Raw genomic sequence first — 22,185 nt, 5'->3', positions numbered from 1 at the left:
TACAAGGTCTTCATTCTAGTCATTGCGCCGCTTGGCGCCTAGCTGCCCATGCCCAATACCCAATCGCCCTACACCGCCTTCGCCTCGCTGCTCGCCAGCAACGGCCACCCTGTTTCCCCAGCCGAACTGCACGGCCTGCTGATCGGCCGCAGCTGCGCCGGCGCAGGTTTCGATGCCGACGCCTGGCTGGCCGATGCCGCCGGCGCGCTGGAAAACGAGCCTGAAGACAACGTGCGCGCCGCACTGATCGGCCTGCAGGAAATGGTCAAGGCCGAGCTCACCGGCGAAGACGTCGCCATCGTCCTGCTGCTGCCCAGCGACGAAGCCCCGCTCGCCGAGCGTGCCACTGCGCTGGGCCAATGGTGCCAGGGCTTCATCACCGGCTTCGGCCTGAACGCCGGTGGCAAGGACTTGTCCACCGATGCGAAGGAGGTGCTCCAGGACCTGGTGGCCATTTCGCAGGTCCAGGAAGCGCTGGAGGAGTCCGAAGACGGCGAGAGCGACTACATGGAAGTCATGGAGTACCTGCGTGTCGCGCCCCTGCTGCTGTACACGGAGCTGGCCAAGCCGGCCGCGCCCGCGCCCAAGCCATCGCTGCACTGATATTCCGGGGGTTGTCGTGCCCATGAGCCGTATTCCGAAGGCCGAGTATGCCCGTCGGCGCAAGGCGCTGATGGCGCAGATGGTCCCCAACAGCATCGCCATCCTGCCCGCCGCCGCGGTTGCCATCCGCAACCGCGACGTCGAGCATGTGTATCGCCAGGACAGCGACTTCCAATACCTCAGCGGCTTCCCCGAGCCCGAGGCGGTGATCGCCCTGATTCCGGGGCGTGAACATGGCGAGTACGTGCTGTTCTGCCGCGAGCGCAACCCTGAGCGCGAACTGTGGGATGGCCTGCGTGCCGGCCAGGAAGGCGCGATCCGCGACTTTGGCGCGGACGATGCGTTTCCCATCACCGATATCGACGAGATCCTCCCGGGCCTGATCGAAGGCCGCGACCGGGTCTACACCGCCATGGGCAGCAACCCGGAATTCGATCGCCGCCTGATGGAATGGATCAACGTGATCCGCTCCAAGGCGCGCCTGGGCGCCCAGCCACCGAACGAGTTCGTTGCCCTGGATCATTTGCTGCACGACATGCGCCTGTATAAATCGGCGGCGGAGGTGAAGGTGATGCGCACGGCGGCGGAGATTTCCGCCCGCGCTCATGTGCGGGCCATGCAGGTCTGTCGAGCGGGCTTGCACGAATTCAGCCTGGAAGCCGAGCTCGACTACGAGTTCCGCAAGGGCGGCGCGAAGATGCCGGCCTATGGTTCGATCGTCGCGGCGGGGCGTAACGCCTGCATCCTGCATTACCAGCAGAACGATGCGCCGCTCAAGGATGGCGACCTGGTGTTGATCGACGCGGGCTGCGAGATCGATTGCTACGCCAGCGACATCACCCGCACCTTCCCGGTCAGCGGGCGTTTTTCGCCGGAGCAGAAGGCCATCTACGAGTTGGTGCTCAAGGCCCAGGCGGCCGCCTTCGCCGAGATCGCCCCGGGCAAGCACTGGAACCACGCCCACGAGGCGACCGTGCGGGTCATCACCGAAGGGCTGGTGGAACTGGGGCTGCTCAAGGGTGATGTGCAGGCCCTGATCGACAGCGAGGCCCACCGTGCGTTCTACATGCATCGCGCCGGCCATTGGCTGGGCATGGATGTGCACGATGTGGGCGAATACAAGGTCGGTGGCCAATGGCGCGTGCTCGAGCCGGGCATGGCGCTGACGGTCGAGCCGGGTATCTACATTGCAGCCGACAACCCGAACGTCGCGAAGAAATGGCGCGGCATCGGCGTACGAATCGAGGACGACGTAGTGGTGACCAGGCAAGGCTGTGAAATCCTGACCAACGGTGTGCCGCGCACGGTCGCCGAGATCGAGGCGCTGATGGCCGACGCCCGAAGGGACGTGGCATGAACCGGGTCAACCTGGCGATCGTCGGTGGCGGCCTGGTCGGCGCCAGCCTGGCTCTGGCTTTGCAGGCAGGCGCCAAGGCACGGGGCTGGAAGATCCTGCTGATCGAACCCTTCGCCCCGGGCGACAGCTTCCAGCCCAGTTACGACGCCCGCTCCTCCGCGCTGTCCTACGGCACCCGGCAGATCTACGAACAGCTTGGCCTGTGGCAGGTCATCAGCCGCCGCGCCGAGCCTATCAGCCAGATCCAGGTGTCCGACCGTGGTCGCTTCGGCGCCACCCGCCTGGATGCCATCGAGGAAGGTGTACCAGCCCTCGGTTACGTGGTGGAGAACGCCTGGCTCGGCCAATGCCTGTGGCAGGGCCTGGATACCGAGGTGGTGAGCTGGCGCTGCCCGGCCGAGGTCAAGGCCCTGCAGGCGATCGCCGGCGGCTATCGCCTGCAACTGGACGACGACACCAGCCTGGAGTGTGACCTGGTGGTGCTGGCCGACGGCGGCCGCTCCGGCCTGCGCGAGCAGTTGAGCATCCATGTGCGCCGTACACCCTACGAGCAGAGCGCGCTGATCGCCAACATCACCCCGGGCGAGGCCCACTGCGGCCAGGCCTTCGAACGTTTCACCGAGCAGGGCCCGATGGCGCTGCTACCCTTGCCGGAGAACCGCTGCGCGCTGGTCTGGACCCGTCAGGGGATGGATGCCCAGCGCCTGGCGGACATCGACGAACGCAGCTTCCTGCGCGAGCTGCAGGAAGCCTTCGGCTACCGCCTGGGCGCCCTGCGCCAGGTGGGCGCGCGGCATCTGTATCCGCTGGCGCTGGTCGAGGCCCAAGAGCAGGTACGCCCGCACCTGGTGGTGCTGGGCAACGCCGCCCATAGCCTGCACCCGATCGCCGGGCAAGGGTTCAACCTGTCCCTGCGTGACGTGCAGTCGCTGGCCGATGCCTTGCTGGCCGGGCCGCAGCAGCCCGGCGACCTGGCGACCCTGCAGGCCTATCACCAACGCCAACAGTTGGACCAGGCCCTGACCATCGGTTTCTCCGACCAGGTCACCCGGCTGTTCGGCAGCAGCCAGCCGCTACTGGCCGCCGGCCGCAACATCGGCTTGCTGGGGCTCGACCTGCTGCCGCCGGCCAAGCGCTGGTTCGCCCGCCAGGCCATGGGCTTGGGCACCCGACCCGATCCACGGGGGCGGGCATGAGCCACTCATCTCGACTGGCCCGCAGGGCGCGCCTGCTGCGCTGGGTATTGAATCTCTATCCGCCTTACCTGGGCGCAGGCATCCGGGTGCAGCACATCAGCCCGGACATGCGCAGCATCAAGGTGCGCATGAACCTGACCCGCTGGAACCGCAACTACGTCGGCACCCAGTTCGGCGGCAGCCTGTACTCGATGGTCGATCCGTTCTACATGTTGTTGCTGATCGAGCGGCTCGGGCGTGACTACATCGTCTGGGACAAGGCTGCCAGCATCGACTTCATCGCACCGGGCAAGGGCCCGGTATTCGCCGAGTTCCACGTCGATGACGCGTTGCTGGAAGACATTCGCCAGCAGACCGCCGGCGGCAAGAAGTACCTGCCCCGTTTGCAGGTCGATATCCGCGACGGTGCCGGCGAGCTGGTGGCGCGGGTCGATAAAACCCTTTATGTGCGGCTCAAGCCGCAAGCGAGGCAGGCGTAAGGCATGGAAATGCGCGCAGATCTGTTGATTGTCGGTGCCGGTATGGTCGGCAGCGCCCTGGCCCTGGCACTGCACCACAGCGGCCTGGAAATCCTCCTGCTCGATGGCGGCCCGCTGTCGGTAAGACCCTTCGATGCCCAGGCGCCTTTCGAACCGCGGGTCAGCGCCTTGTCCGCGGCCAGCCAGCGCATCCTCGAGCGCCTGGGGGCCTGGGAAGGCATCGCCGGTCGGCGTGTCTCGCCGTATTCGGACATGCACGTCTGGGACGGCAGCGGCACCGGGCAGATCCACTTCTCGGCGGCCAGCGTGCATGCTCAGGTGCTTGGCCATATCGTCGAGAACAGGGTGGTGCAAGACGGCCTGCTGGAGCGCTTGCACGACAGCGACGTGGGGCTGCTGCCCAATGCCCGGCTGGAGCAGATGCGCCGTTCCGGCGATGAGTGGCTGCTGACCCTGGCCGATGGCCGGCGCCTGCGCGCACCGCTGGTGGTGGCTGCCGACGGCGCCAACTCCGCGGTGCGCAAACTGACCGGCTGCGAAACCCGTGAGTGGGATTACCTGCATCACGCCATCGTCACCAGCGTGCGCTGCAGCCAGGCGCACCAGGCCACGGCCTGGCAGCGTTTCACCGATGAAGGGCCGTTGGCGTTCCTGCCGCTGGATCGCGGGGACGGGCAGGTGTGGTGCTCGATCGTCTGGTCGACCACGCCGGAGCAGGCCGACAAGCTCATGGCGCTGGATGACGTGGCCTTCTGCGAAGCCTTGGGCCGCGCCTTCGAAGGGCGCCTGGGCGAGGTGCTGGGAGCCGACCCGCGGGTGTGTGTGCCGCTGCGCCAGCGTCATGCCAAGCGTTATGTCGACGAAGGGTTGGCGTTGATCGGCGATGCCGCCCATACCATCCATCCGCTGGCCGGGCAGGGCGTCAACTTGGGCTTCCTAGATGCTGCGGTGCTGGCCGAGGAACTGGAGCGTGCCTGCGGCCGAGGTGAGCGGCTGGCGGACGTGAAGGTGCTGAGCCGCTTCGAGCGTCGGCGCATGCCGCACAACCTGGCATTGATGGCGGCGATGGAAGGCTTCGAGCGCCTGTTCCAGGCCAACCCGCTGCCGCTGCGCTGGTTGCGCAACAGCGGGTTGAAACTGGTGGAACAGGTGCCGGAGGCCAAGGCGCTGTTCGTGCGTCAGGCGCTGGGGCTTTCCGGGGACCTGCCTGAGTTGGCGAAGGCCTGAGGGCCCAATCGCGGGACAAGCCCCACAGAAGTGCACACCGGGCCCTTTGGCAACATTCGGTAACGTCTGCGTAGGTGAGAGGCAAAATGGGATTCACTACCATTTGCACCTCCCAACTCAGCGAGGAATACCCGATGTTGCCACGCAAGCCCCTACTGGCCGCCCTGGCCCTGACCCTGTTCGGCGGCACCGCCCAGGCGGCGGACGAGGTGGTGGTGTATTCCTCGCGCATCGACGAGCTGATCAAGCCGGTGTTCGACGCCTACACCGCCAAGACCGGTGTGAAGATCAAGTTCATCACCGACAAGGAAGCCCCGTTGATGCAGCGCATCAAGGCCGAGGGCGAGAACGGCGTTGCCGACCTGCTGCTCACCGTCGATGCCGGCAACCTCTGGCAGGCTGAGCAGATGGGCATCCTGCAGCCGATCAAGTCGGACGTCATCGATAACAATATCCCGCCGCAGTACCGCGCCTCGTCCCATGACTGGACCGGCCTGAGCCTGCGCGCGCGGACCATCGCCTACTCCACCGACCGGGTCAAACCCGAGGAGCTGACCACCTACGAGGCCCTGGCCGACAAGCAATGGGAAGGCCGCCTATGCCTGCGCACGGCGAAGAAGGTCTACAACCAGTCGCTGACCGCCACCCTGATCGAGACCCACGGCGAAGCCAAGACCGAGGAAATCATCAAGGGTTGGGTCAACAACCTGTCCACTGACGTGTTCTCCGACGACACCGCCGTGCTCCAGGCCATCGAGGCCGGCCAGTGCGACGTGGGCATCGTCAACACCTACTATTACGGCCGCCTGCACAAGGAAAAGCCCAGCCTGCCGGTCAAGCTGTTCTGGCCCAACCAAAGCGACCGTGGCGTGCACGTGAACCTCTCCGGTATCGGCCTGACCAAGCATGCGCCTCATCCGGAAGCCGCCAAGAAGCTGGTGGAGTGGATGACCGGCGACGAAGCGCAAAAACTGTTCGCCGATATCAACCAGGAATTCCCGGCCAACCCGAAGGTCAAGCCATCGGCCGAAGTGGCGGCCTGGGGTAGCTTCAAGGCCGACAGCATCCCGGTGGAAGTGGCCGGCAAGCGCCAGGCCGAGGCCATCCGCTTGATGGACCGGGCTGGCTGGAACTAAGCGCCAGGCTTTATCCTTCTGGGCCATTGAAGCCCAATCGCGGGACAAGCCCGCTCCCACAGGGCCCGGTGCACACCCCTGTGGGAGCGGGCTTGTCCCGCGATGCGGTCGCCACGTATCGAGACTTCTGTTTTGTCCCACGCCCCCCAACGCCGCTGGTACCTTCCGGTTTCCCTGGTTGCCGCTCTGGTGCTGCTGCCCCTGAGCGTCCTGCTGCTGTCCTGGCAGTCGATCGACATGCAGATCTGGTCGCATCTGCTCGACACCCAGATGAGCCGCCTGCTGGGCAATACCCTCACGCTGGTGCTGGGCGTCGGTGCCGGTGTGACCGTGCTGGGCGTGAGCCTGGCCTGGCTCACCAGCCTGTGCGAGTTCCCTGGCCGGCGCTGGCTCGACTGGGCGCTGATGCTGCCCTTTGCCATTCCCGCCTATGTGCTGGCGTTCGTCTTCGTCGGCCTGCTGGACTTCGCAGGCCCGGTGCAGACGGCCCTGCGCGAGGTATTCGGGCCCATGCGCCTGCCACGGGTGCGCTCCACCGGCGGGGTGGTCACGGTCTTAGTACTGGTGTTCTATCCCTATGTCTACCTGCTGGCGCGCAGTGCGTTCCTGGCCCAGGGCAAAGGCCTGATGGAAGCGGCGCGGGTGCTGGGCCTGTCGCCGCTGCAGGCGTTCTGGCGGGTGGCCTTGCCCATGGCCCGGCCGGCCATTGGCGCGGGGATCGCCTTGGCACTGATGGAGACCCTGGCGGATTTCGGCGCTGTGGCCGTGTTCAATTTCGATACCTTCACCACCGCCATCTACAAGACCTGGTACGGGTTCTTCAGCCTTTCCAGCGCCGCGCAGCTGGCCAGCCTGCTGTTGCTGGTGGTGATGCTGGTGCTGTACGGCGAGCGTCGCGCCCGCGGTGCTTCCCGCAGCGCCAGCGAGCGCCCGCGCGGGCAGGCGCTCTACCACCTGCGTGGGGCCAAGGCGGCGGCGGCCACCGGGTGGTGCCTGCTGGTGTTCGCCTGTGCCTTCGTCATCCCTGTATTGCAGCTGCTGGCGTGGTTCTGGCAGCGCGGTCGACATGACCTGGACGAACGCTATGTCGGGCTGGTCCTGCATACCCTTTACCTGGGCGGCATGGCCGCGCTGGTCACGGTCTGCGTGGCGCTGATGCTGGCGTTCGCCCGGCGCCAGGCGCCGACCGGTGGCATCCGCGCCGGGGTGGGCCTGGCCAACCTGGGGTATGCCTTGCCTGGCTCGGTACTGGCCGTGTCGATCATGCTGGCCTTCAGTTACCTGGACAACCAGCTGGTGGTACCGCTTTCCCAATGGCTTGGGGGCGCGGGCAGGCCTTTACTGCTGGGTAGCCTGTCGGCCTTGCTGCTGGCGTACCTGGTGCGCTTCATGGCCGTGGCCTATGGCCCGCTGGAAAGCAGTCTGGAGCGTATCCGGCCGTCGTTGCCGGAGGCCTCGCGTAGCCTGGGCGTAGGCGGTGCAGGGTTGTTTTTCAAGGTATACCTGCCCTTGCTGGTTCCCGGAGCACTGAGCGCCGCCTTGCTGGTATTCGTCGACGTGCTCAAGGAAATGCCGGCCACCCTGCTGATGCGACCGTTCGGCTGGGACACCTTGGCCGTGAGGGTGTTCGAGATGACCAGCGAGGGTGAATGGGCGCGGGCCTCGCTGCCTGCGTTGACGCTGGTCCTGGTCGGCCTGCTGCCGGTCATCGGTTTGATCCGGCGTTCGGCACGGCGCCCCGGCCATCGTCACTGAGGGTGCCAGGGCTCGTCCTTGCGGCTACAATGCGCGGCATTCGCTGCGGTGGGTCCTACAAGATCAGGTGATGAGCAAACGTCGCCGACCGCCGCCGCTTCGCCACGCCCGGAAGGAGAAACCCATGGGACAGCGTACGCCTCTGTATGACCTGCACCTGGCGCTTGGCGCCAAGATGGTCGATTTCGGTGGCTGGGACATGCCCCTGCACTATGGCTCGCAAGTCGAGGAGCACCACCAGGTGCGCAGTGACTGCGGGGTCTTCGATGTATCCCACATGACCGTGATCGATGTCGCCGGCGATGCGGCCACGCCCTGGTTGCAACGCCTGTTGGCCAATGACGTGGCTCGCCTGGACAGCCCCGGCAAGGCGCTGTACAGCCCGTTGCTCAATGCCGACGGCGGCGTCATCGACGACCTGATCGCCTACCGCACGGAAATCGGCTATCGCCTGGTGGCCAACGCCGCCACCCGCGACAAGGTCCTCACCTGGCTGCAGGCGCAGAGCGCCGGTTTCGCCATCAACTTCGTCGAGCGCTCTGAGCTCGCAATCCTCGCCATCCAAGGCCCCCACGCCCGCGAGAAAGTCGCCCAACTGCTCAGTGCCCCGCGTGCTGCGCTGGTCCGTGAGCTGCGCCCGTTCGAAGGTGTTGCCGAAGGTGACTGGTTCATCGCCCGCACCGGTTACACCGGTGAAGACGGCCTGGAAATCATCTTCCCCGGGCAACAGGCCCCAGCCTTCTTCAACGACCTGGTCGGCGCGGGCATCGCCCCTAGTGGCCTGGGGGCACGCGACACCCTGCGCCTGGAAGCCGGGATGAACCTCTACGGGCAGGATATCGACGAAACCCATACCCCCCTGACCTCCAACCTGGGCTGGAGCATCGCCTGGGAGCCGGCCGAGCGCGACTTCATCGGCCGGGCCGGCCTGCTCGCGGAAATCGAGCAGGGCGTGCAGGAAAAACTGGTCGGCCTGGTACTGGAAGAACGTGGCGTGCTGCGGGCCCACCAAGTGGTGCGAGTCGCCGGGATTGGCGAAGGAGAGATCACCAGTGGTAGTTTCTCGCCTACGCTGAGCAAGTCCATTGCCTTGGCGCGCGTACCCATGGCCACGGGCGACCGCGCCGAAGTGGAGATCCGTGGCAAGTGGTACCCGGTGCGGGTGGTCAAGCCGACCTTCGTGCGCCATGGCAAGATCCTGATCTGAATACCCAACGGCGGGCCGACCGCTGACCCTAACGAGGAATACAAGACAATGAGCCAAATCCCCGCCGACCTGCGTTTTGCCGAGAGCCACGAGTGGGCTCGCCTGGAAGCCGACGGCAGCGTGACTGTAGGTATCAGCGACCATGCCCAGCAAGCCCTGGGTGACGTGGTGTTCGTCGAACTGGCAGAAGTGGGCAAGGTGTTTGCCGCTGGCGACGCCGCGGGTGTGGTCGAGTCGGTCAAGGCCGCTTCGGACATCTATGCGCCGGTGGCCGGTGAAGTGACTGCGGTCAACGAAGAGCTGGCCGATAGCCCGGAAAGGCTCAACGACGAGCCTTACGAGGCCTGGATCTTCAAGCTCAAGCCAAGCAACCGTGCCGAGCTGGACAAGCTGCTGGATGCTGCTGGCTACCAGGCTGCCATCGGCGAGTAAGCGTCCTTGCCATGCCTACCCATTGGCGGGTAAACCCGCTCCCACAGGATTGTGTCACCCCTGTGGGAGCGGATTTACCCGCCAATGCATGGAGTGGGTGAAGCAAGTTTTCCCGCAGCATCGGCAATCCCTTCCTAGACTTGTAAGTTTCCAAGAGAACGGGTCCAGGAAGAGATCGTCGCCATGTCCCAGTCGCCATCGCTGAGTCAACTGCAAGAGCTCAACCCCTTCCTGCGTCGTCACCTGGGGCCTGATGCCTCGGAGCAGAAGGCCATGCTCGACGCCCTGGGCGTCGCCAGCCGTGTCGAGCTGATCGAGCAGACCGTGCCACCCGGCATTCGCCTCGGGCGCCCACTCGACCTGCCGCCTGCGCTGGACGAACAGGCCGCCCTGGCCAAGCTCGCCGGCTATGCCGAGCAGAACCAGGTGTGGACCAGCCTGATCGGCATGGGCTACCACGCCACCCTCACGCCAACCGTCATCCTGCGCAACGTGCTGGAGAACCCTGGCTGGTACACCGCCTACACGCCCTACCAGCCGGAAATCGCCCAAGGGCGCCTGGAGGCGCTGCTGAACTTCCAGCAGATGGTCATCGACCTCACGGGCCTGGCCCTGGCCAACGCGTCGCTGCTCGACGAGGCCACCGCGGCAGCCGAGGCCATGGCGCTGGCCAAGCGGGTGGCCAAGAACAAGAGCAATGTCTTCTTCGCCGACGAGCACTGCCACCCGCAGACGCTCTCGGTGCTGCGCACGCGCGCCGAAGGCTTCGGCTTCGAGTTGATCGTCGACTCGGTGGACAACCTGGGCAAGCACCAGGTGTTCGGCGCCCTGCTGCAATACCCGGATACCCACGGTGAGATACGTGACCTGCGCCCGCTGATCGACCAATTGCACGGCCAGCATGCCCTGGCCTGCGTAGCCGCGGACATCCTCAGCCTGGTGGTGCTCACGCCACCCGGCGAGCTGGGCGCCGATGTGGTGCTGGGCTCGACCCAACGCTTTGGCGTGCCCATGGGCTATGGCGGCCCCCATGCCGCCTATTTTGCCTGCCGTGACGAATTCAAACGGGCCATGCCCGGGCGCATCATCGGTGTGTCGCGCGACGCCCGGGGCAACACCGCCCTGCGCATGGCCTTGCAGACCCGCGAGCAGCACATCCGCCGCGAGAAGGCCAACTCGAACATCTGCACGGCCCAAGTGCTGTTGGCCAATATCGCCGGCTTCTATGCCGTCTATCACGGCCCGGAGGGGCTGCGGCGCATCGCCCAGCGGGTGCATAGGCTGACCTTCATCCTGGCCGCAGGCCTGCAAGCCAAAGGCATCAAGCGCTTGAACCAGCACTTCTTCGACACCCTGACCCTCGAGGTCGGTGGCGCCCAGGCGGCGATCATCGAGAGCGCCGCGGATGCACGCATCAACCTGCGGATTCTCGGGCGCGGGCATCTGGGTGTGAGCCTGGACGAAACCTGCACCGAGGCCACGGTGCTGCGTCTGTTCGATATCTTCCTGGGCGTCGACCACGGCCTGAGCATCGCCGAGCTGGATGGCCAGGCCCTGCCCGAAGGCATCCCTGGCGCGTTGGTGCGGCGCACGCCGTTGCTCACCCACCCGGTGTTCAACTTGCACCACAGCGAAACCGAGATGCTGCGCTACCTCAAGCAGCTGGAGAACAAGGATCTGGCGCTGAACCAGTCGATGATCCCGCTGGGTTCCTGCACCATGAAGCTCAACGCCACCAGCGAGATGATTCCCATCACCTGGCCTAGCTTCGCACTGTTGCACCCGTTCGTTCCGGCGGCCCAGGCCCAGGGCTACAAGGCCATGATCGACGAACTGGAAAGCTGGTTGTGCGCCATCACTGGCTTCGATGCGATCTGCATGCAGCCCAATTCCGGCGCCCAGGGCGAATATGCCGGCCTGATGGCGATCACCCGCTACCACCACAGCCGGCACCAACCGCAGCGAACCTTGTGCCTGATTCCTTCGTCCGCCCACGGCACCAACCCGGCCTCGGCACAGATGGCCGGCATGGAGGTGGTGATCGTCGAGTGCGACGACGCTGGCAACGTCGACCTCGACGACCTCAAGGCCAAGGCCCGTGAGGCCGGCCCGCGGCTGTCATGCCTGATGATCACCTACCCCTCGACACACGGGGTATACGAGGAAGGTATCCGCGAGATCTGCGACGTGATCCACCAGCATGGTGGCCAGGTGTACATGGATGGCGCCAACCTCAACGCCCAGGTCGGCCTGGCGCGGCCGGCGGACATCGGTGCCGACGTCTCGCACATGAACCTGCACAAGACGTTCTGCATCCCTCACGGCGGTGGCGGTCCGGGCATGGGGCCGATCGGCGTGCGTGCGCACCTGCAACCATTCGTTGCCAGCCACCCCGTGGTGCCGGTACCAGGGCTCGACCCGAACAACAGTGCCGTCAGCGCAGCCCCGTGGGGCAGTGCCAGCATCCTGCCGATCAGTTGGATGTACATCGCCATGATGGGGCCGCAACTGGCCGACGCCAGCGAGGTGGCGATTCTTTCGGCCAACTACCTGGCCCGCCGGCTCGAAGGGGCCTTCCCGGTGCTCTACCGTGGGCGCAACGAACGCGTGGCCCATGAGTGCATCCTCGACCTGCGCCCGCTCAAGGCCTTGACCGGCATCACTGAGGAGGATGTGGCCAAGCGCCTGATGGACTACGGCTTCCACGCACCGACCATGTCGTTCCCGGTGCCAGGCACGCTGATGGTCGAACCGACGGAGAGCGAATCCAAGGCCGAGCTGGACCGTTTCGTCGAGTCGATGCTGGCGATTCGTGCGGAAATAGACCAAGTGCAGGAGGGCAACTGGCCGGCCGATGACAACCCGCTCAAGCATGCGCCGCATACCTTGGCCGATGTATTGGCGCCATGGACGCGACCGTACAGCCTGGAGCAGGCGGTTGCCCCCACTGCCCACGTTCGGCAGCACAAGTACTGGCCGGCGGTGAACCGGGTCGACAACGTGTATGGCGACAGGAACCTGTTTTGCGCGTGTGTGCCGGTGGAGGCGTACCGGTGAGGCTGGTCGGGCCCGGCTGCAGTGAGGCTGCTGCGCAGCCCATCGCCGGCAAGCCGGCTCCCACCTGCCCTGCGCTGTGATCAGAGACACCGCCGTACCTGTGGGAGCCGGCTTGCCGGCGATAGGGCCGGGGCAAGCAACGCAAGACAGTTGCTCCTACAGGTACGGTGCTGCCTTCAAGGTTGTGCGGGCGCGGTTTGCTCCGCGATGGGGAGTTATTCGACGACGGCGTTCTTGGCCAGGATCGCGTTGGCCAGTTCCATGTCGCTCGCCTTCATGCCCGGGTTGTCGGCTCGCACCTTGCGGATCGCCGCTTCCAGGTAAGGGCCGCGGATTGCACCTTCGCTGGCGACGAAGCTGCCGGCGTCGTCCTGGGCGGCCAGAACCATCTTGTGGTCGGCTGAGGTCAGGTAGCTCGATGCGGTGGTCGCGCCGGAAGAAATGACGTTGCGCCAGAAGGTTTCATCATCGGCCATGGCGGAGCCGAGGGGCAGCGAGAACAGGGCAGCGGCTGCGATGGCGGTTTTGAGACGCATGATGCATTCACCTCGAATGGTGAGGGTTGTGGGATGGCCGCTTTGATCTTGCCCAGGTGACGCAAGTTCCCTGAATACAAGGCTTTTTTCCTCAGGAGCAGACGCGTAGCACCTCCGTCAGGCTGGTTATGCCGGCATCGACTTTCGCCTCGCCGCAACGACGCAGATCCTGCAGCCCTTCGGCAAGCGCCTGTTGTCGCAAGGTGGCCAGGTCGCAGCCCGGGCCGATGCTGGCGCGCAGCTGCGCACTGGGCGCCAACAGTTCGAACAGGCCCGTGCGACCGTGGTACCCGGTACCGCGGCAGGTGCGGCAGGGCAGGGCTTCGTGGGCCGTTGCACCCCGGCAGTCGACGCACAGTGTGCGTACCAGGCGCTGTGCCATGACACCGAGCAGCGTGGCCTTGATCAGGTAGTCGGCCACGCCCAGTTCTTGCAGGCGGGTAATCGCGCCGCAGGCGTCGTCGGTGTGCAGCGTGGAAAGCACCAGGTGTCCGGTCAGTGCGGCCTGGACCGCGACCTGTGCGGTTTCCCGATCACGGATCTCGCCGACCATGATGATGTCCGGGTCCTGGCGCAGCAGGGCCCGCACGCCGTTGGCAAAGCCCAGGTCCAGGCCCGGCTGGACCTGCAATTGGTTGAACGCCGGTTCCAGGCGCTCGATAGGGTCTTCGATGGTGCACAGGTTGACCTGGGGCGTGGCCAATTGCCGAAGGCTGGCGTAGAGCGTGCTGGTCTTGCCCGACCCGGTGGGGCCGGTGACCAGCAGGATCCCCTGGCGGTGGCCGAGCAGGGCTTGCCACTGCCGCAGTTGCTCGCCCTCCAGGCCCAGGCGGTCGAAGTCCTGGTGCAACTGCTGCGGGTCGAACAGGCGCAGCACGAGTTTCTCGCCGAAAGGCGTGGGCAGGGTGGACAGGCGCAGCTCCACTTCGCCACCACTGGGCAGGCGGCTTTTCAGACGGCCGTCCTGGGGGCGGCGTTTTTCAGCTACGTCCATTCGCCCCAGGTGCTTCAGGCGGCTGACCAAGGCCAGGGTGACACCTGCGGGAAAGGCATAGACCCCATGCAGCAGGCCGTCGATGCGATACCGCAGCTGCCCCTGCTCGCGGCGCGGCTCAAGGTGGATATCGCTGGCCCTTTGCTCGATGGCGTACTGCAGCATCCAGTCGACGATATGTACGATATGCGCATCGTCGGCACTGGCTTCGGTATGGCGCTGGCCCAGTTCGAGCAATTGCTCCAGCTCTCCCAGGCTGGTGGGCTGCTGGTGCTGGGCGCCTTGGACCGAATGGGCCAGGCGAAAGAAGGTCTGGGCCAGCTGACGGATCTGCACCGGGCTTGCCAGTACCCGCCGTACCGGCTTGCCCAGGCTTCGGGTGAGGTCTGCCTCCCATTCGCGTTGGTAGGGCTGGGCGCTGGCCACCGTGACGCCGTTGTCGTCCACGGCCACGGCAAGAATGCCATGGCGCTGGGCGAAAGCCGGGGACATCAACCCGCTGACCTTCTGCACGTCGATCTGCAGCGGGTCGATGCGCAGGAAGGGTTGCCTGACCTTGTGGGCGAGCCACTGGCAAAGGGTGTCCAGGTCCAGATGCCTGCCTGGGCGCTGGCGGTCCTCCAGGGCCAGGCTGGCGATGCGTTCCAGTGGATGGATGCTTGGCTGGCTGTTGGCCTGTTCTAGGACGCGCAGGGTGTCGCTGGCGTCCAGGCGCTGGTCGAGCAGCAGGGTATCGAGCAGCCGGCCCAAGTCGAGGGCATGGGTATCGTCAGTGTGCATGCTTGGCTTCCTTGCCAGGTAGGTTGATGCTGGTAAGGTTAGCCGGCATGACAAGGTGCAGGCGGGGCAAAGGGTTTCGGAATCTTGCGCGGTCCCACAGATGTGCGGCGCCCTAGCAAAGCGCTGAATGATGGATGAGGTGGCAGCTCAACCCGCCGCCAGGCCAGTTATGCGCGGTAGGTTCTCCAGGCTGACTTCGCCGACGCACACCAGGTTGCGCAGCTTCTGGGCGATGACCTCGGCCCGGTGCCAGCTCAGGCCGCCAACGCCAACCTCGATGCCCAGCACGTCATCCTGCTGTTGCACATGCACGCTGTGCGGTGTGAGGAACTGCAGCGCGAACAGGTTGAGCACGCGGCACAGGCTGTCCGGCTCGGCCTCGGCTTGCAGGCGATAGCGCACGGTGGCGTGGGCGGCATTAGCGGCCCAGGTGTCGATGCGTTGCGGGGTGTCGGGCCGTTCGAGTGCGTTCATGCCGGTCTCCATCTGTGAGAGGGAAATTCTTGCAGGTCGACCGGGGTATTTCTTCGCTATGATTCGATAAATTCCCCTATGGGGCGAATTAAGCAATTCAAATCATCATAGATAAAGGAATTATTCATGCAAGGCGAACTGGACGCCTATGACCGGCGCATCCTGGCGTTGCTGCAAGAAGACGCTTCGTTGTCCAGCGCGCAGGTCGCCGAACGCGTCGGGCTGTCGCAATCCCCCTGCTGGCGGCGCATTCAGCGCTTGAAGGACGAAGGGGTGATCCGTAGCCAGGTGACCTTGCTCGACCGCAAGAAAGTCGGCCTGAACACGCAGATCTTCGCCGAGGTCAAGCTCAACGCGCACGGGCGCTCGAACTTCACCGAGTTCACCGAGGCGATCCGTGGTTTTCCGGAGGTGCTGGAGTGTTACGTGCTGATGGGCTCGGTGGACTTCCTGCTGCGCATCGTCACGTCGGACATCGAAGCCTACGAACGATTCTTCTTCGAGAAGCTGTCGAATGTGCCGGGGATCCAGGAGGTCAATTCGATCGTGGCCTTGTCCGAGATCAAGTCCACGACCAGCTTGCCCTTGGTCTAGACAGCAGGGGCCGCTCCTACAAGGGCGACGTCACGCGGGGTCATGTAGGAGCGGCCTTGTGCCGCGAAAGGGCTGCAAAGCAGCCCCGTTGCCCACTGGGTCAACGCGTGGACGCAGACTTGAGCAGGTACTTCCAGGCGCGGTTCTGATCTACCGTGCGAGCCTGCTCGACGCGGGCTTCCAGCAACTCGTCCGACAATGGTTGCTCGGCCAGTTGGTGAAGCTTGTTCAGCTCGCCATAGAGGCGGTCGAGTTGCGGTACGTCCAGCACCTGGCGGGCATGGTGCAGCCAGGCTTGCAAACGCTCGATGCGCGGCAGCTGTTCGGCCAGGTCCTCGGGGCGCTGCTTGTACAACGGCAACTGCAACGCACGGGCCTCCTCGCCGAGCAGGTGCACCAGCCAGCTGGCCAGGTGCGCTTTGCCCTGGCGTTCGCCACGGCCTTTACGTTCCTCGGTCCAGGCGCGAGCCAGCAGCCAGCGCGAGGTTTCCAGGGAGAACTGGCCCCAACGGGTGTCCTCCAGTTCTTCGGCGAACTGCTCGGGGGCGGCGCGGCGAACATCTTCGTCGTCGTTGCCGGCCTGCACCAGCGGGCGCCAATCTTCCAGCAGCGCGTCCAGGCGGCTGCGCAGTTCACGGGTAGTGGCCCGAGGTGCAGCCTGGCCGAGGGTGCTGACCAGGGCACGCAGTTCTGCCAGGCACTGCACCCACTCCTGCAGCAGGCTCCAGTGGCCATTGTGGCGGTACTGCTCGGCCAGGCGCTGGCTGCTGCCCAGCAACTGCCAGGCGAGGGCAGCGAAGGCGTCGTCCAGTGCGGTTTCGGCTTCAAGCTGGGTGGTCGGCAGGCTCAGGTCATAGCTGTCTGGCTCGAGCAGGCGATAGCCACGCTCGGCCTTGCTGATGTCGCACGGCATCAGGGGCAGGCTGGCGGCCAGTTCGGCGGCGAGCTCGAGCAGCGCTTCGGGCGCGCCTTCGCGCAGCTCCAGTTCCAGCTCGCAGATTTCTTCCTTGCGCTTGCCAGCAATGACGAAGCCCTGGTCCAGGGCGGCTTCGATCACCACCTTGGCTTTGCCACGGCCCCAGGCGATCTCGGCGTATTCGCGGGTGAAATCAGTGGTGAACAGCGGCTTGATGGTCTTTTTGTCCAGCCCCGCCAGTTGCGCCGGCCAGCAGGTGTCGTCGAGCTTCTTCAGGTCGAGCTTGACCTTGTCCAGGTGCCATTCGTACTCGTTGCGCTCGGACAGGCCGGCCACGCTCTGGCCACGGCACTTGAGGGTCTGGATGACTTCCTCGCCGTCGCGTCGCAGGCGCAGGGCGACGCGGGCTGCAGAGAGTTCACGCTCCGGCGTGTCGAAGTACTGGTTGAGCAGCTCGCGGGTCTGCCAGCCGGACTTGTTGCGCTTTTTCAGCAGGGGGTGCTCGCGCAGGGCGGCCAGGGTCTGGCGGCTGGCGCGGAGCTTGAGTTCGGTTTCTTTGTGCATCGCAGGCTCGAAGGAGGGCATCTTTGGCGTGCAGTCTACAGGAGTCGGCTCTCGGCTGTTGGACTGCGGAGGCTTCTTCGCGGGTAAACCCGCTCGCACGGCAATAGCGCCGCCCTGGCAAGCATGACAAGCCTGCGGGAGCGGGTCTACCTGCGAAGAAGCCTCCAGGAGGTTGTTCTGGGGTTGGGAAGCGTTGTTATGATGGGCCTCGAGCCCGAGGAGAGCGCCTATGCCGTTGCCGTCGCTGAAAGACCAGTTCGCCGCCTTGATCGCCGCGCCCTCGGTCAGCTGCACACAGCCTGCGCTGGACCAATCCAACCGCCAGGTCATCGAACTGTTGGCCGGCTGGCTGGGCGACCTGGGCTTTGCCTGCGAAATTCGCCAGGTGACTTCCGGCAAGTTCAACCTGCTGGCCAGCCGTGGCAGCGGCCCGGGCGGGCTGGTCCTGGCCGGCCACAGCGATACCGTGCCCTATGATGAACAGCTGTGGACCAGCGACCCGCTCAAGCTGACCGAGGTCGACGGCCGCTGGGTGGGCCTAGGCAGCTGCGACATGAAAGGCTTCTTTGCCTTGGTCATCGAGGCGGTCCTGCCGCTGCTGGAACACGACTTCAAGCAACCGTTGCTGATCCTCGCCACCTGCGATGAAGAAAGCTCCATGTCCGGTGCCCGCGCATTGGCCGAGGCCGGCCAGCCCCTCGGCCGTGCGGCAGTGATCGGCGAGCCCACCGGGCTGCGACCGATCCGCATGCACAAGGGCATCCTCATGGACCGCATCGACATTCTCGGGCGCAGCGGCCACTCGTCGGACCCCGGCCTTGGGCACAGTGCCCTGGAGGCTATGCACGCGGTGATGGGCGAGCTGATGGGCTTGCGTCAGCAATGGCAGCAGGCTTACCGCAACCCGCAGTTCAGCGTGCCGACCCCGACCCTGAACTTCGGCTGCATCCATGGCGGTGACAACCCCAACCGCATCTGCGGGCAGTGCGCCCTGGAGTTCGACCTGCGCCCCTTGCCGGGCATGGATGTCGCGCAGTTGCGCGCGGCCATTCGCGAGAAGCTGGTACCGGTGGCCGAGCGTCTGGAGGTGCGTATCGACTACGCGCCACTGTTCCCGGAGGTGCCGCCCTTCGAGCAGCCGGCCGATACCGAGCTGGTGCAACTGGCCGAGCGTCTTACCGGGCATCGTGCCGAAGCGGTGGCCTTTGGCACCGAAGCACCTTATCTTCAGCAGCTGGGTTGCCAGACCATCGTGCTCGGCCCTGGCGACATTACCTGTGCGCACCAACCCGGCGAATACCTTGAAATGTCACGAATCGAGCCTACCGTGCGTCTATTGCGTGACCTGATCCGGCACTATTGCTTGAGCTAAACGACCATTGACCTGATTCGTTCCTGCCTAGAGGAGACCGCGCGTGACCGCAAGCCTGTTCCGACGATGATTTTGAACGCCGCTGTTTGCTTCGCCGTTCTCCGTTCACTTATCCACAGGCCACTGTCATGCCCGAATACGTCAACTGGCTACGCCATGCGTCCCCCTATATCAATGCCCATCGCGATTGCACCTTCGTGGTCATGCTTCCCGGCGATGGCGTGGAACACCCCAATTTCGGCAACATCGTCCATGACCTGGTGCTGTTGCACAGCCTGGGTGTGCGGCTGGTGCTGGTGCATGGCTCGCGCCCGCAGATCGAAAGCCGCCTGGCCGCCCGTGGGCTGACGCCGCACTATCACCGTGGCATGCGCATCACCGATGCGGCGACCCTTGATTGCGTGATCGATGCCGTCGGTGCCTTGCGCCTGGCCATCGAGGCGCGGCTGTCCATGGACATCGCCGCTTCGCCGATGCAGGGCTCGCGGCTGCGGGTGGCGTCCGGCAACCTGGTCACCGCCCGCCCGATCGGCGTGCTCGAAGGCATCGACTACCACCACACCGGCGAGGTGCGGCGTATCGACCGCAAGGGTATCAATCGCCTGCTCGACGAGCGCTCCATCGTGCTGCTTTCGCCCCTGGGCTACTCGCCTACCGGCGAGATCTTCAACCTGGCCTGCGAAGACGTCGCTACCCGCGCCGCCATCGAGCTGGGGGCCGACAAGCTGCTGCTGTTCGGTGCAGAGCCGGGCCTTCTGGATGAACACGGCAAGCTGGTGCGCGAGTTGCGGCCGCAGCAGGTCGCACCGCACCTGCTGCGCCTGGGCAGCGACTACCAGGCCGAGCTGCTCGATGCTGCCGCCGAGGCCTGCAAGGGCGGCGTGGCGCGTAGTCATATCGTCAGCTATGCCGAGGACGGCGCGTTGCTTACCGAGCTGTTCACCCGCGAGGGTGGCGGCACGCTGGTGTCCCAGGAGCAGTTCGAGGTCGTGCGCGAGGCGACCATCGACGATGTCGGCGGTCTGTTGGAACTGATCAGCCCACTGGAAGAGCAGGGCATTCTGGTGCGTCGTTCGCGCGAGGTGCTGGAGCGGGAGATCGAGCAGTTCAGCGTGGTCGAGCGCGAGGGCATGATCATCGCCTGCGCCGCGCTGTACCCGATCGCTGACTCCGACGCCGGGGAACTGGCGTGCCTGGCGGTGAACCCGGAGTATCGCCATGGTGGGCGGGGGGACGAGCTGCTCGAGCGCATCGAAAGCCGGGCGCGCCAGCAGGGGCTCAATACCTTGTTCGTACTGACGACCCGTACCGCGCACTGGTTCCGTGAGCGGGGCTTTGCGCCCAGCGGTGTGGAGCGTCTGCCTGCCGCAAGGGCTTCGCTGTACAACTATCAGCGTAATTCGAAGATCTTCGAGAAACCGTTGTAATCGTCGTTGCCTGTACCGGCCCTATCGCCGGCTTGCCGGCGATAGGGCCGGTACAGGCAATCCATGAGCCAATGAAAAATGCCGCCCTGAGGGCGGCGTTTTCGTTTACACGGTATGCAGGTACCAGTTGTACTCGAGGTCGGAGATCGAGTGCTCGAACTCCTCCAGCTCGCTTTCCTTGCACGCGACGAAGATGTCGATGTACTTCGGATCGATGTACTTGTTCAGGATCTCGCTGTCGTCCAGCTCACGCAATGCGTCGCGTAGGTTGTTCGGCAGGCTCTGCTCCAGTTGCTCGTACGAGTTGCCTTCGATCGGCTCGCCCGGCTCGATCTGGTTGGTCAGGCCATGGTGCACACCGGCCAGCACGGCAGCCATCATCAGGTACGGGTTGGCGTCGGCGCCAGCCACGCGGTGCTCGATGCGCACGGCATCCGGCGAACCGGTCGGCACGCGCAGGGCCACGGTGCGGTTGTCCAGGCCCCAGCTCGGTGCGTTCGGCACATAGAACTGCGCACCGAAACGGCGGTACGAGTTGACGTTCGGGCAGAGGAAAGCCATGGACGCGGGCAGGGTCTCGAGCACACCGCCGACCGCGTGACGTAGCGCGGCGTTCTGCTCGGGATCCTCGCTGGTGAAGATGTTGTTGCCATCTTTGTCCAGCACGGAGATATGCACATGCAGGCCGTTGCCAGCCTGGCCCGGGTAGGGCTTGGCCATGAACGTGGTGTCCATTTCATGGTCGTAGGCGATGTTCTTGATCAGGCGCTTGAGCAGCACCGCATAGTCACAGGCCTTGAGCGGGTCGGCGACGTGATGCAGGTTGACCTCGAACTGGGCCGGGGCGCTTTCCTTGACGATGGCGTCGGCCGGGATGCCTTGCTCCTTGGCGCCTTCGAGGATGTCCTGCAGGCAGTCGGCGTATTCGTCCAGGTCGTCGATCAGGTACACCTGGGTCGACTGCGGGCGCTTGCCTGAAATCGGCGAGCGAGGCGGCTGCGGACGGCCGTTCACGTTCTCCTGGTCGATGAGGTAGAACTCCAGCTCGAACGCCGCGCAGATGGTCAGGCCCATCTCGGTGAACTTGCTTACCACCTGGCGCAGGACCTCGCGCGGGTCGGCGAAGAACGGCTCGCCTTCCAGCTCGTGCATGGTCATCAGCAACTGGGCAGTGGGGCGCTTTTGCCAGGGTTCGTTGGAAAGGGTGCCGGGAATCGGGTAGCAGATGCGGTCGGCATCGCCGATGTCCAGGCCCAGCCCGGTGCTTTCGACGGTGGAACCGTTGATATCCAGGGCGAAGAGGGAGGCGGGCAGGTTGATGCCTTTCTCGTAAACCTTGTGGAGGCTGGTGCGCTCGATGCGCTTACCGCGCACCACACCATTCATATCTGCAATCAAAAGGTCAACGTAGAGAACCTCAGGATGTTCCTTAAGGAACGCGTTCGCTTCGTTAAGCTGAACGGCACGCGGGGGTACCGACATGATGCAACACCTTTGTTGTTAAAAATATCAATCAAGGGGGGCTTGCAAGCCCAGTCAATCCGAAAGAACTGGCGAAGTCAAGCCAACCCCATGATGCCCCTAAATGGCACAGCAACGGCAGAAATGCTGCATCTGGGGGCGAATCATTATCCGCTATTTTGGGCTCAAAGAGCTATCTCGCGCTGAGCGTGTTTTATTTTTTACGGAGGAGTTGTGTAAAAAAATGAACAAGGCTAAGCTCGGCCACAACCCAGAACACAATAATACGAGGGTCATATGGTCCGCTTGCCGCGACCTGCAAGCGCTGCCTGCGCCGCGCTGTCAGGTACCCCCAGCATTCATCGCGAGGGCATGGCCCGCCTTGGAGCCGGTGCGCGTGCGCTGCTCGCAATAATTGACGGCTGGCCCGGATCATCCTCCTTTCGTAGCAGTTTCCTGCACGACTTTTCGCTTTTCTGCCCTTCATTCGCTTCACGGACACGCTTGTTTCGAGTGTATCCGCTGCCGTCCCGTGCATGGGCTTTTGCTTTAGCCAAGCACTGCATCCAGAATCAAGGCGCGGGTCTGCCAAGGCACTTGCAGCCAGGCAGCGCCCGC

General features: G+C 64.8%; 18 protein-coding genes. 13 read left to right on the top strand and 5 right to left on the bottom strand.

Annotated elements, in window-relative coordinates; all coding sequences use genetic code 11:
- The first annotated feature begins 48 nt into the window (after nucleotides 1-48).
- From ACNFCI_RS17790 to gcvP, 10 genes are all read left to right on the top strand, one after another.
- The gene (locus ACNFCI_RS17790; protein WP_084856563.1) at nucleotides 49-603 is read left to right on the top strand and encodes a YecA family protein; all 555 of its coding nucleotides are present in this window, start codon (nucleotides 49-51) and stop codon (nucleotides 601-603) included.
- 22 nt (nucleotides 604-625) lie between these two features.
- Nucleotides 626-1,960 (top strand): Xaa-Pro aminopeptidase, encoded by a 1,335-nt coding sequence (gene pepP, locus ACNFCI_RS17785; RefSeq protein ID WP_368829070.1) that lies wholly within the window; start codon nucleotides 626-628, stop codon nucleotides 1,958-1,960.
- A complete protein-coding gene (gene ubiH / locus ACNFCI_RS17780; protein WP_368829069.1) occupies nucleotides 1,957-3,156 on the top strand; it encodes a 2-octaprenyl-6-methoxyphenyl hydroxylase in 1,200 nt (399 codons plus the stop codon). Before pepP ends, ubiH begins: the two co-directional genes overlap by 4 nt.
- Nucleotides 3,153-3,635, top strand: coding sequence for a DUF4442 domain-containing protein (locus tag ACNFCI_RS17775; RefSeq protein ID WP_084856558.1), 483 nt, complete (start codon nucleotides 3,153-3,155; stop codon nucleotides 3,633-3,635). The genes ubiH and ACNFCI_RS17775 overlap by 4 nt, the downstream gene beginning before the upstream one ends.
- A 9-nt stretch (nucleotides 3,636-3,644) precedes the next feature.
- A complete protein-coding gene (locus ACNFCI_RS17770) occupies nucleotides 3,645-4,862 on the top strand; it encodes a 2-octaprenyl-3-methyl-6-methoxy-1,4-benzoquinol hydroxylase (protein ID WP_172403015.1) in 1,218 nt (405 codons plus the stop codon).
- Between the two features lie 134 nt (nucleotides 4,863-4,996).
- Nucleotides 4,997-5,998 (top strand): extracellular solute-binding protein, encoded by a 1,002-nt coding sequence (locus ACNFCI_RS17765; RefSeq protein ID WP_368829068.1) that lies wholly within the window; start codon nucleotides 4,997-4,999, stop codon nucleotides 5,996-5,998.
- 102 nt (nucleotides 5,999-6,100) lie between these two features.
- Entirely contained in the window at nucleotides 6,101-7,753 is a 1,653-nt protein-coding gene (locus ACNFCI_RS17760; RefSeq protein ID WP_416768088.1) for an ABC transporter permease, read from the top strand.
- 124 nt (nucleotides 7,754-7,877) lie between these two features.
- Nucleotides 7,878-8,960, top strand: a complete 1,083-nt coding sequence (gcvT, locus tag ACNFCI_RS17755) for a glycine cleavage system aminomethyltransferase GcvT (RefSeq protein WP_368829067.1) — start codon at nucleotides 7,878-7,880, stop codon at nucleotides 8,958-8,960.
- 48 nt (nucleotides 8,961-9,008) lie between these two features.
- Entirely contained in the window at nucleotides 9,009-9,392 is a 384-nt protein-coding gene (gcvH, locus tag ACNFCI_RS17750) for a glycine cleavage system protein GcvH (protein ID WP_368829066.1), read from the top strand.
- Nucleotides 9,393-9,575: 183 nt separating this feature from the next.
- Nucleotides 9,576-12,449: an aminomethyl-transferring glycine dehydrogenase gene (gene gcvP, locus ACNFCI_RS17745; RefSeq protein ID WP_368829065.1), complete on the top strand. Its 2,874-nt coding sequence runs from the start codon at nucleotides 9,576-9,578 to the stop codon at nucleotides 12,447-12,449.
- A 215-nt stretch (nucleotides 12,450-12,664) separates the two neighbouring features.
- On the opposite strand, the gene ACNFCI_RS17740 is transcribed toward gcvP, so the two are convergent.
- The 3 genes from ACNFCI_RS17740 to ACNFCI_RS17730 form a co-directional block, all read right to left on the bottom strand.
- Entirely contained in the window at nucleotides 12,665-12,985 is a 321-nt protein-coding gene (locus tag ACNFCI_RS17740; protein WP_084856545.1) for a DUF2388 domain-containing protein, read from the bottom strand.
- A 91-nt stretch (nucleotides 12,986-13,076) separates the two neighbouring features.
- A complete protein-coding gene (locus tag ACNFCI_RS17735) occupies nucleotides 13,077-14,759 on the bottom strand; it encodes a GspE/PulE family protein (protein ID WP_368829064.1) in 1,683 nt (560 codons plus the stop codon).
- A gap of 147 nt (nucleotides 14,760-14,906) precedes the next feature.
- The gene (locus ACNFCI_RS17730; protein ID WP_084856541.1) at nucleotides 14,907-15,233 is read right to left on the bottom strand and encodes a hypothetical protein; all 327 of its coding nucleotides are present in this window, start codon (nucleotides 15,231-15,233) and stop codon (nucleotides 14,907-14,909) included.
- Between the two features lie 126 nt (nucleotides 15,234-15,359).
- Here ACNFCI_RS17730 and ACNFCI_RS17725 point away from each other — a divergent pair, with 126 nt between their 5' ends.
- Entirely contained in the window at nucleotides 15,360-15,827 is a 468-nt protein-coding gene (locus tag ACNFCI_RS17725; RefSeq protein WP_084856540.1) for an Lrp/AsnC family transcriptional regulator, read from the top strand.
- A 100-nt stretch (nucleotides 15,828-15,927) separates the two neighbouring features.
- On the opposite strand, the gene ACNFCI_RS17720 is transcribed toward ACNFCI_RS17725, so the two are convergent.
- Complete coding sequence (locus tag ACNFCI_RS17720) at nucleotides 15,928-17,307, bottom strand: CYTH domain-containing protein (RefSeq protein ID WP_368829063.1); 1,380 nt, start codon at nucleotides 17,305-17,307, stop codon at nucleotides 15,928-15,930.
- A 229-nt stretch (nucleotides 17,308-17,536) separates the two neighbouring features.
- Between ACNFCI_RS17720 and argE the strand changes: the two genes are divergently transcribed.
- Nucleotides 17,537-18,679 (top strand): acetylornithine deacetylase, encoded by a 1,143-nt coding sequence (gene argE / locus ACNFCI_RS17715; protein WP_084856536.1) that lies wholly within the window; start codon nucleotides 17,537-17,539, stop codon nucleotides 18,677-18,679.
- A 128-nt stretch (nucleotides 18,680-18,807) separates the two neighbouring features.
- Nucleotides 18,808-20,106: an amino-acid N-acetyltransferase gene (gene argA / locus ACNFCI_RS17710; RefSeq protein WP_084856534.1), complete on the top strand. Its 1,299-nt coding sequence runs from the start codon at nucleotides 18,808-18,810 to the stop codon at nucleotides 20,104-20,106.
- 105 nt (nucleotides 20,107-20,211) lie between these two features.
- Here the strand turns inward: argA and ACNFCI_RS17705 are convergent, their stop codons facing one another.
- On the bottom strand, nucleotides 20,212-21,588 hold the full coding sequence (locus ACNFCI_RS17705) for a glutamine synthetase family protein (protein ID WP_084856533.1): 1,377 nt from the start codon (nucleotides 21,586-21,588) through the stop codon (nucleotides 20,212-20,214).
- Nucleotides 21,589-22,185: the final 597 nt, after the last annotated feature.

Source organism: Pseudomonas sp. NY15356, assembly GCF_048068175.1.
GTDB lineage: Bacteria > Pseudomonadota > Gammaproteobacteria > Pseudomonadales > Pseudomonadaceae > Aquipseudomonas > Aquipseudomonas putida_K.
The sequence above is the reverse complement of the archived record's forward strand: the minus strand, read 5'-3'. Positions and strand labels throughout refer to the sequence as shown.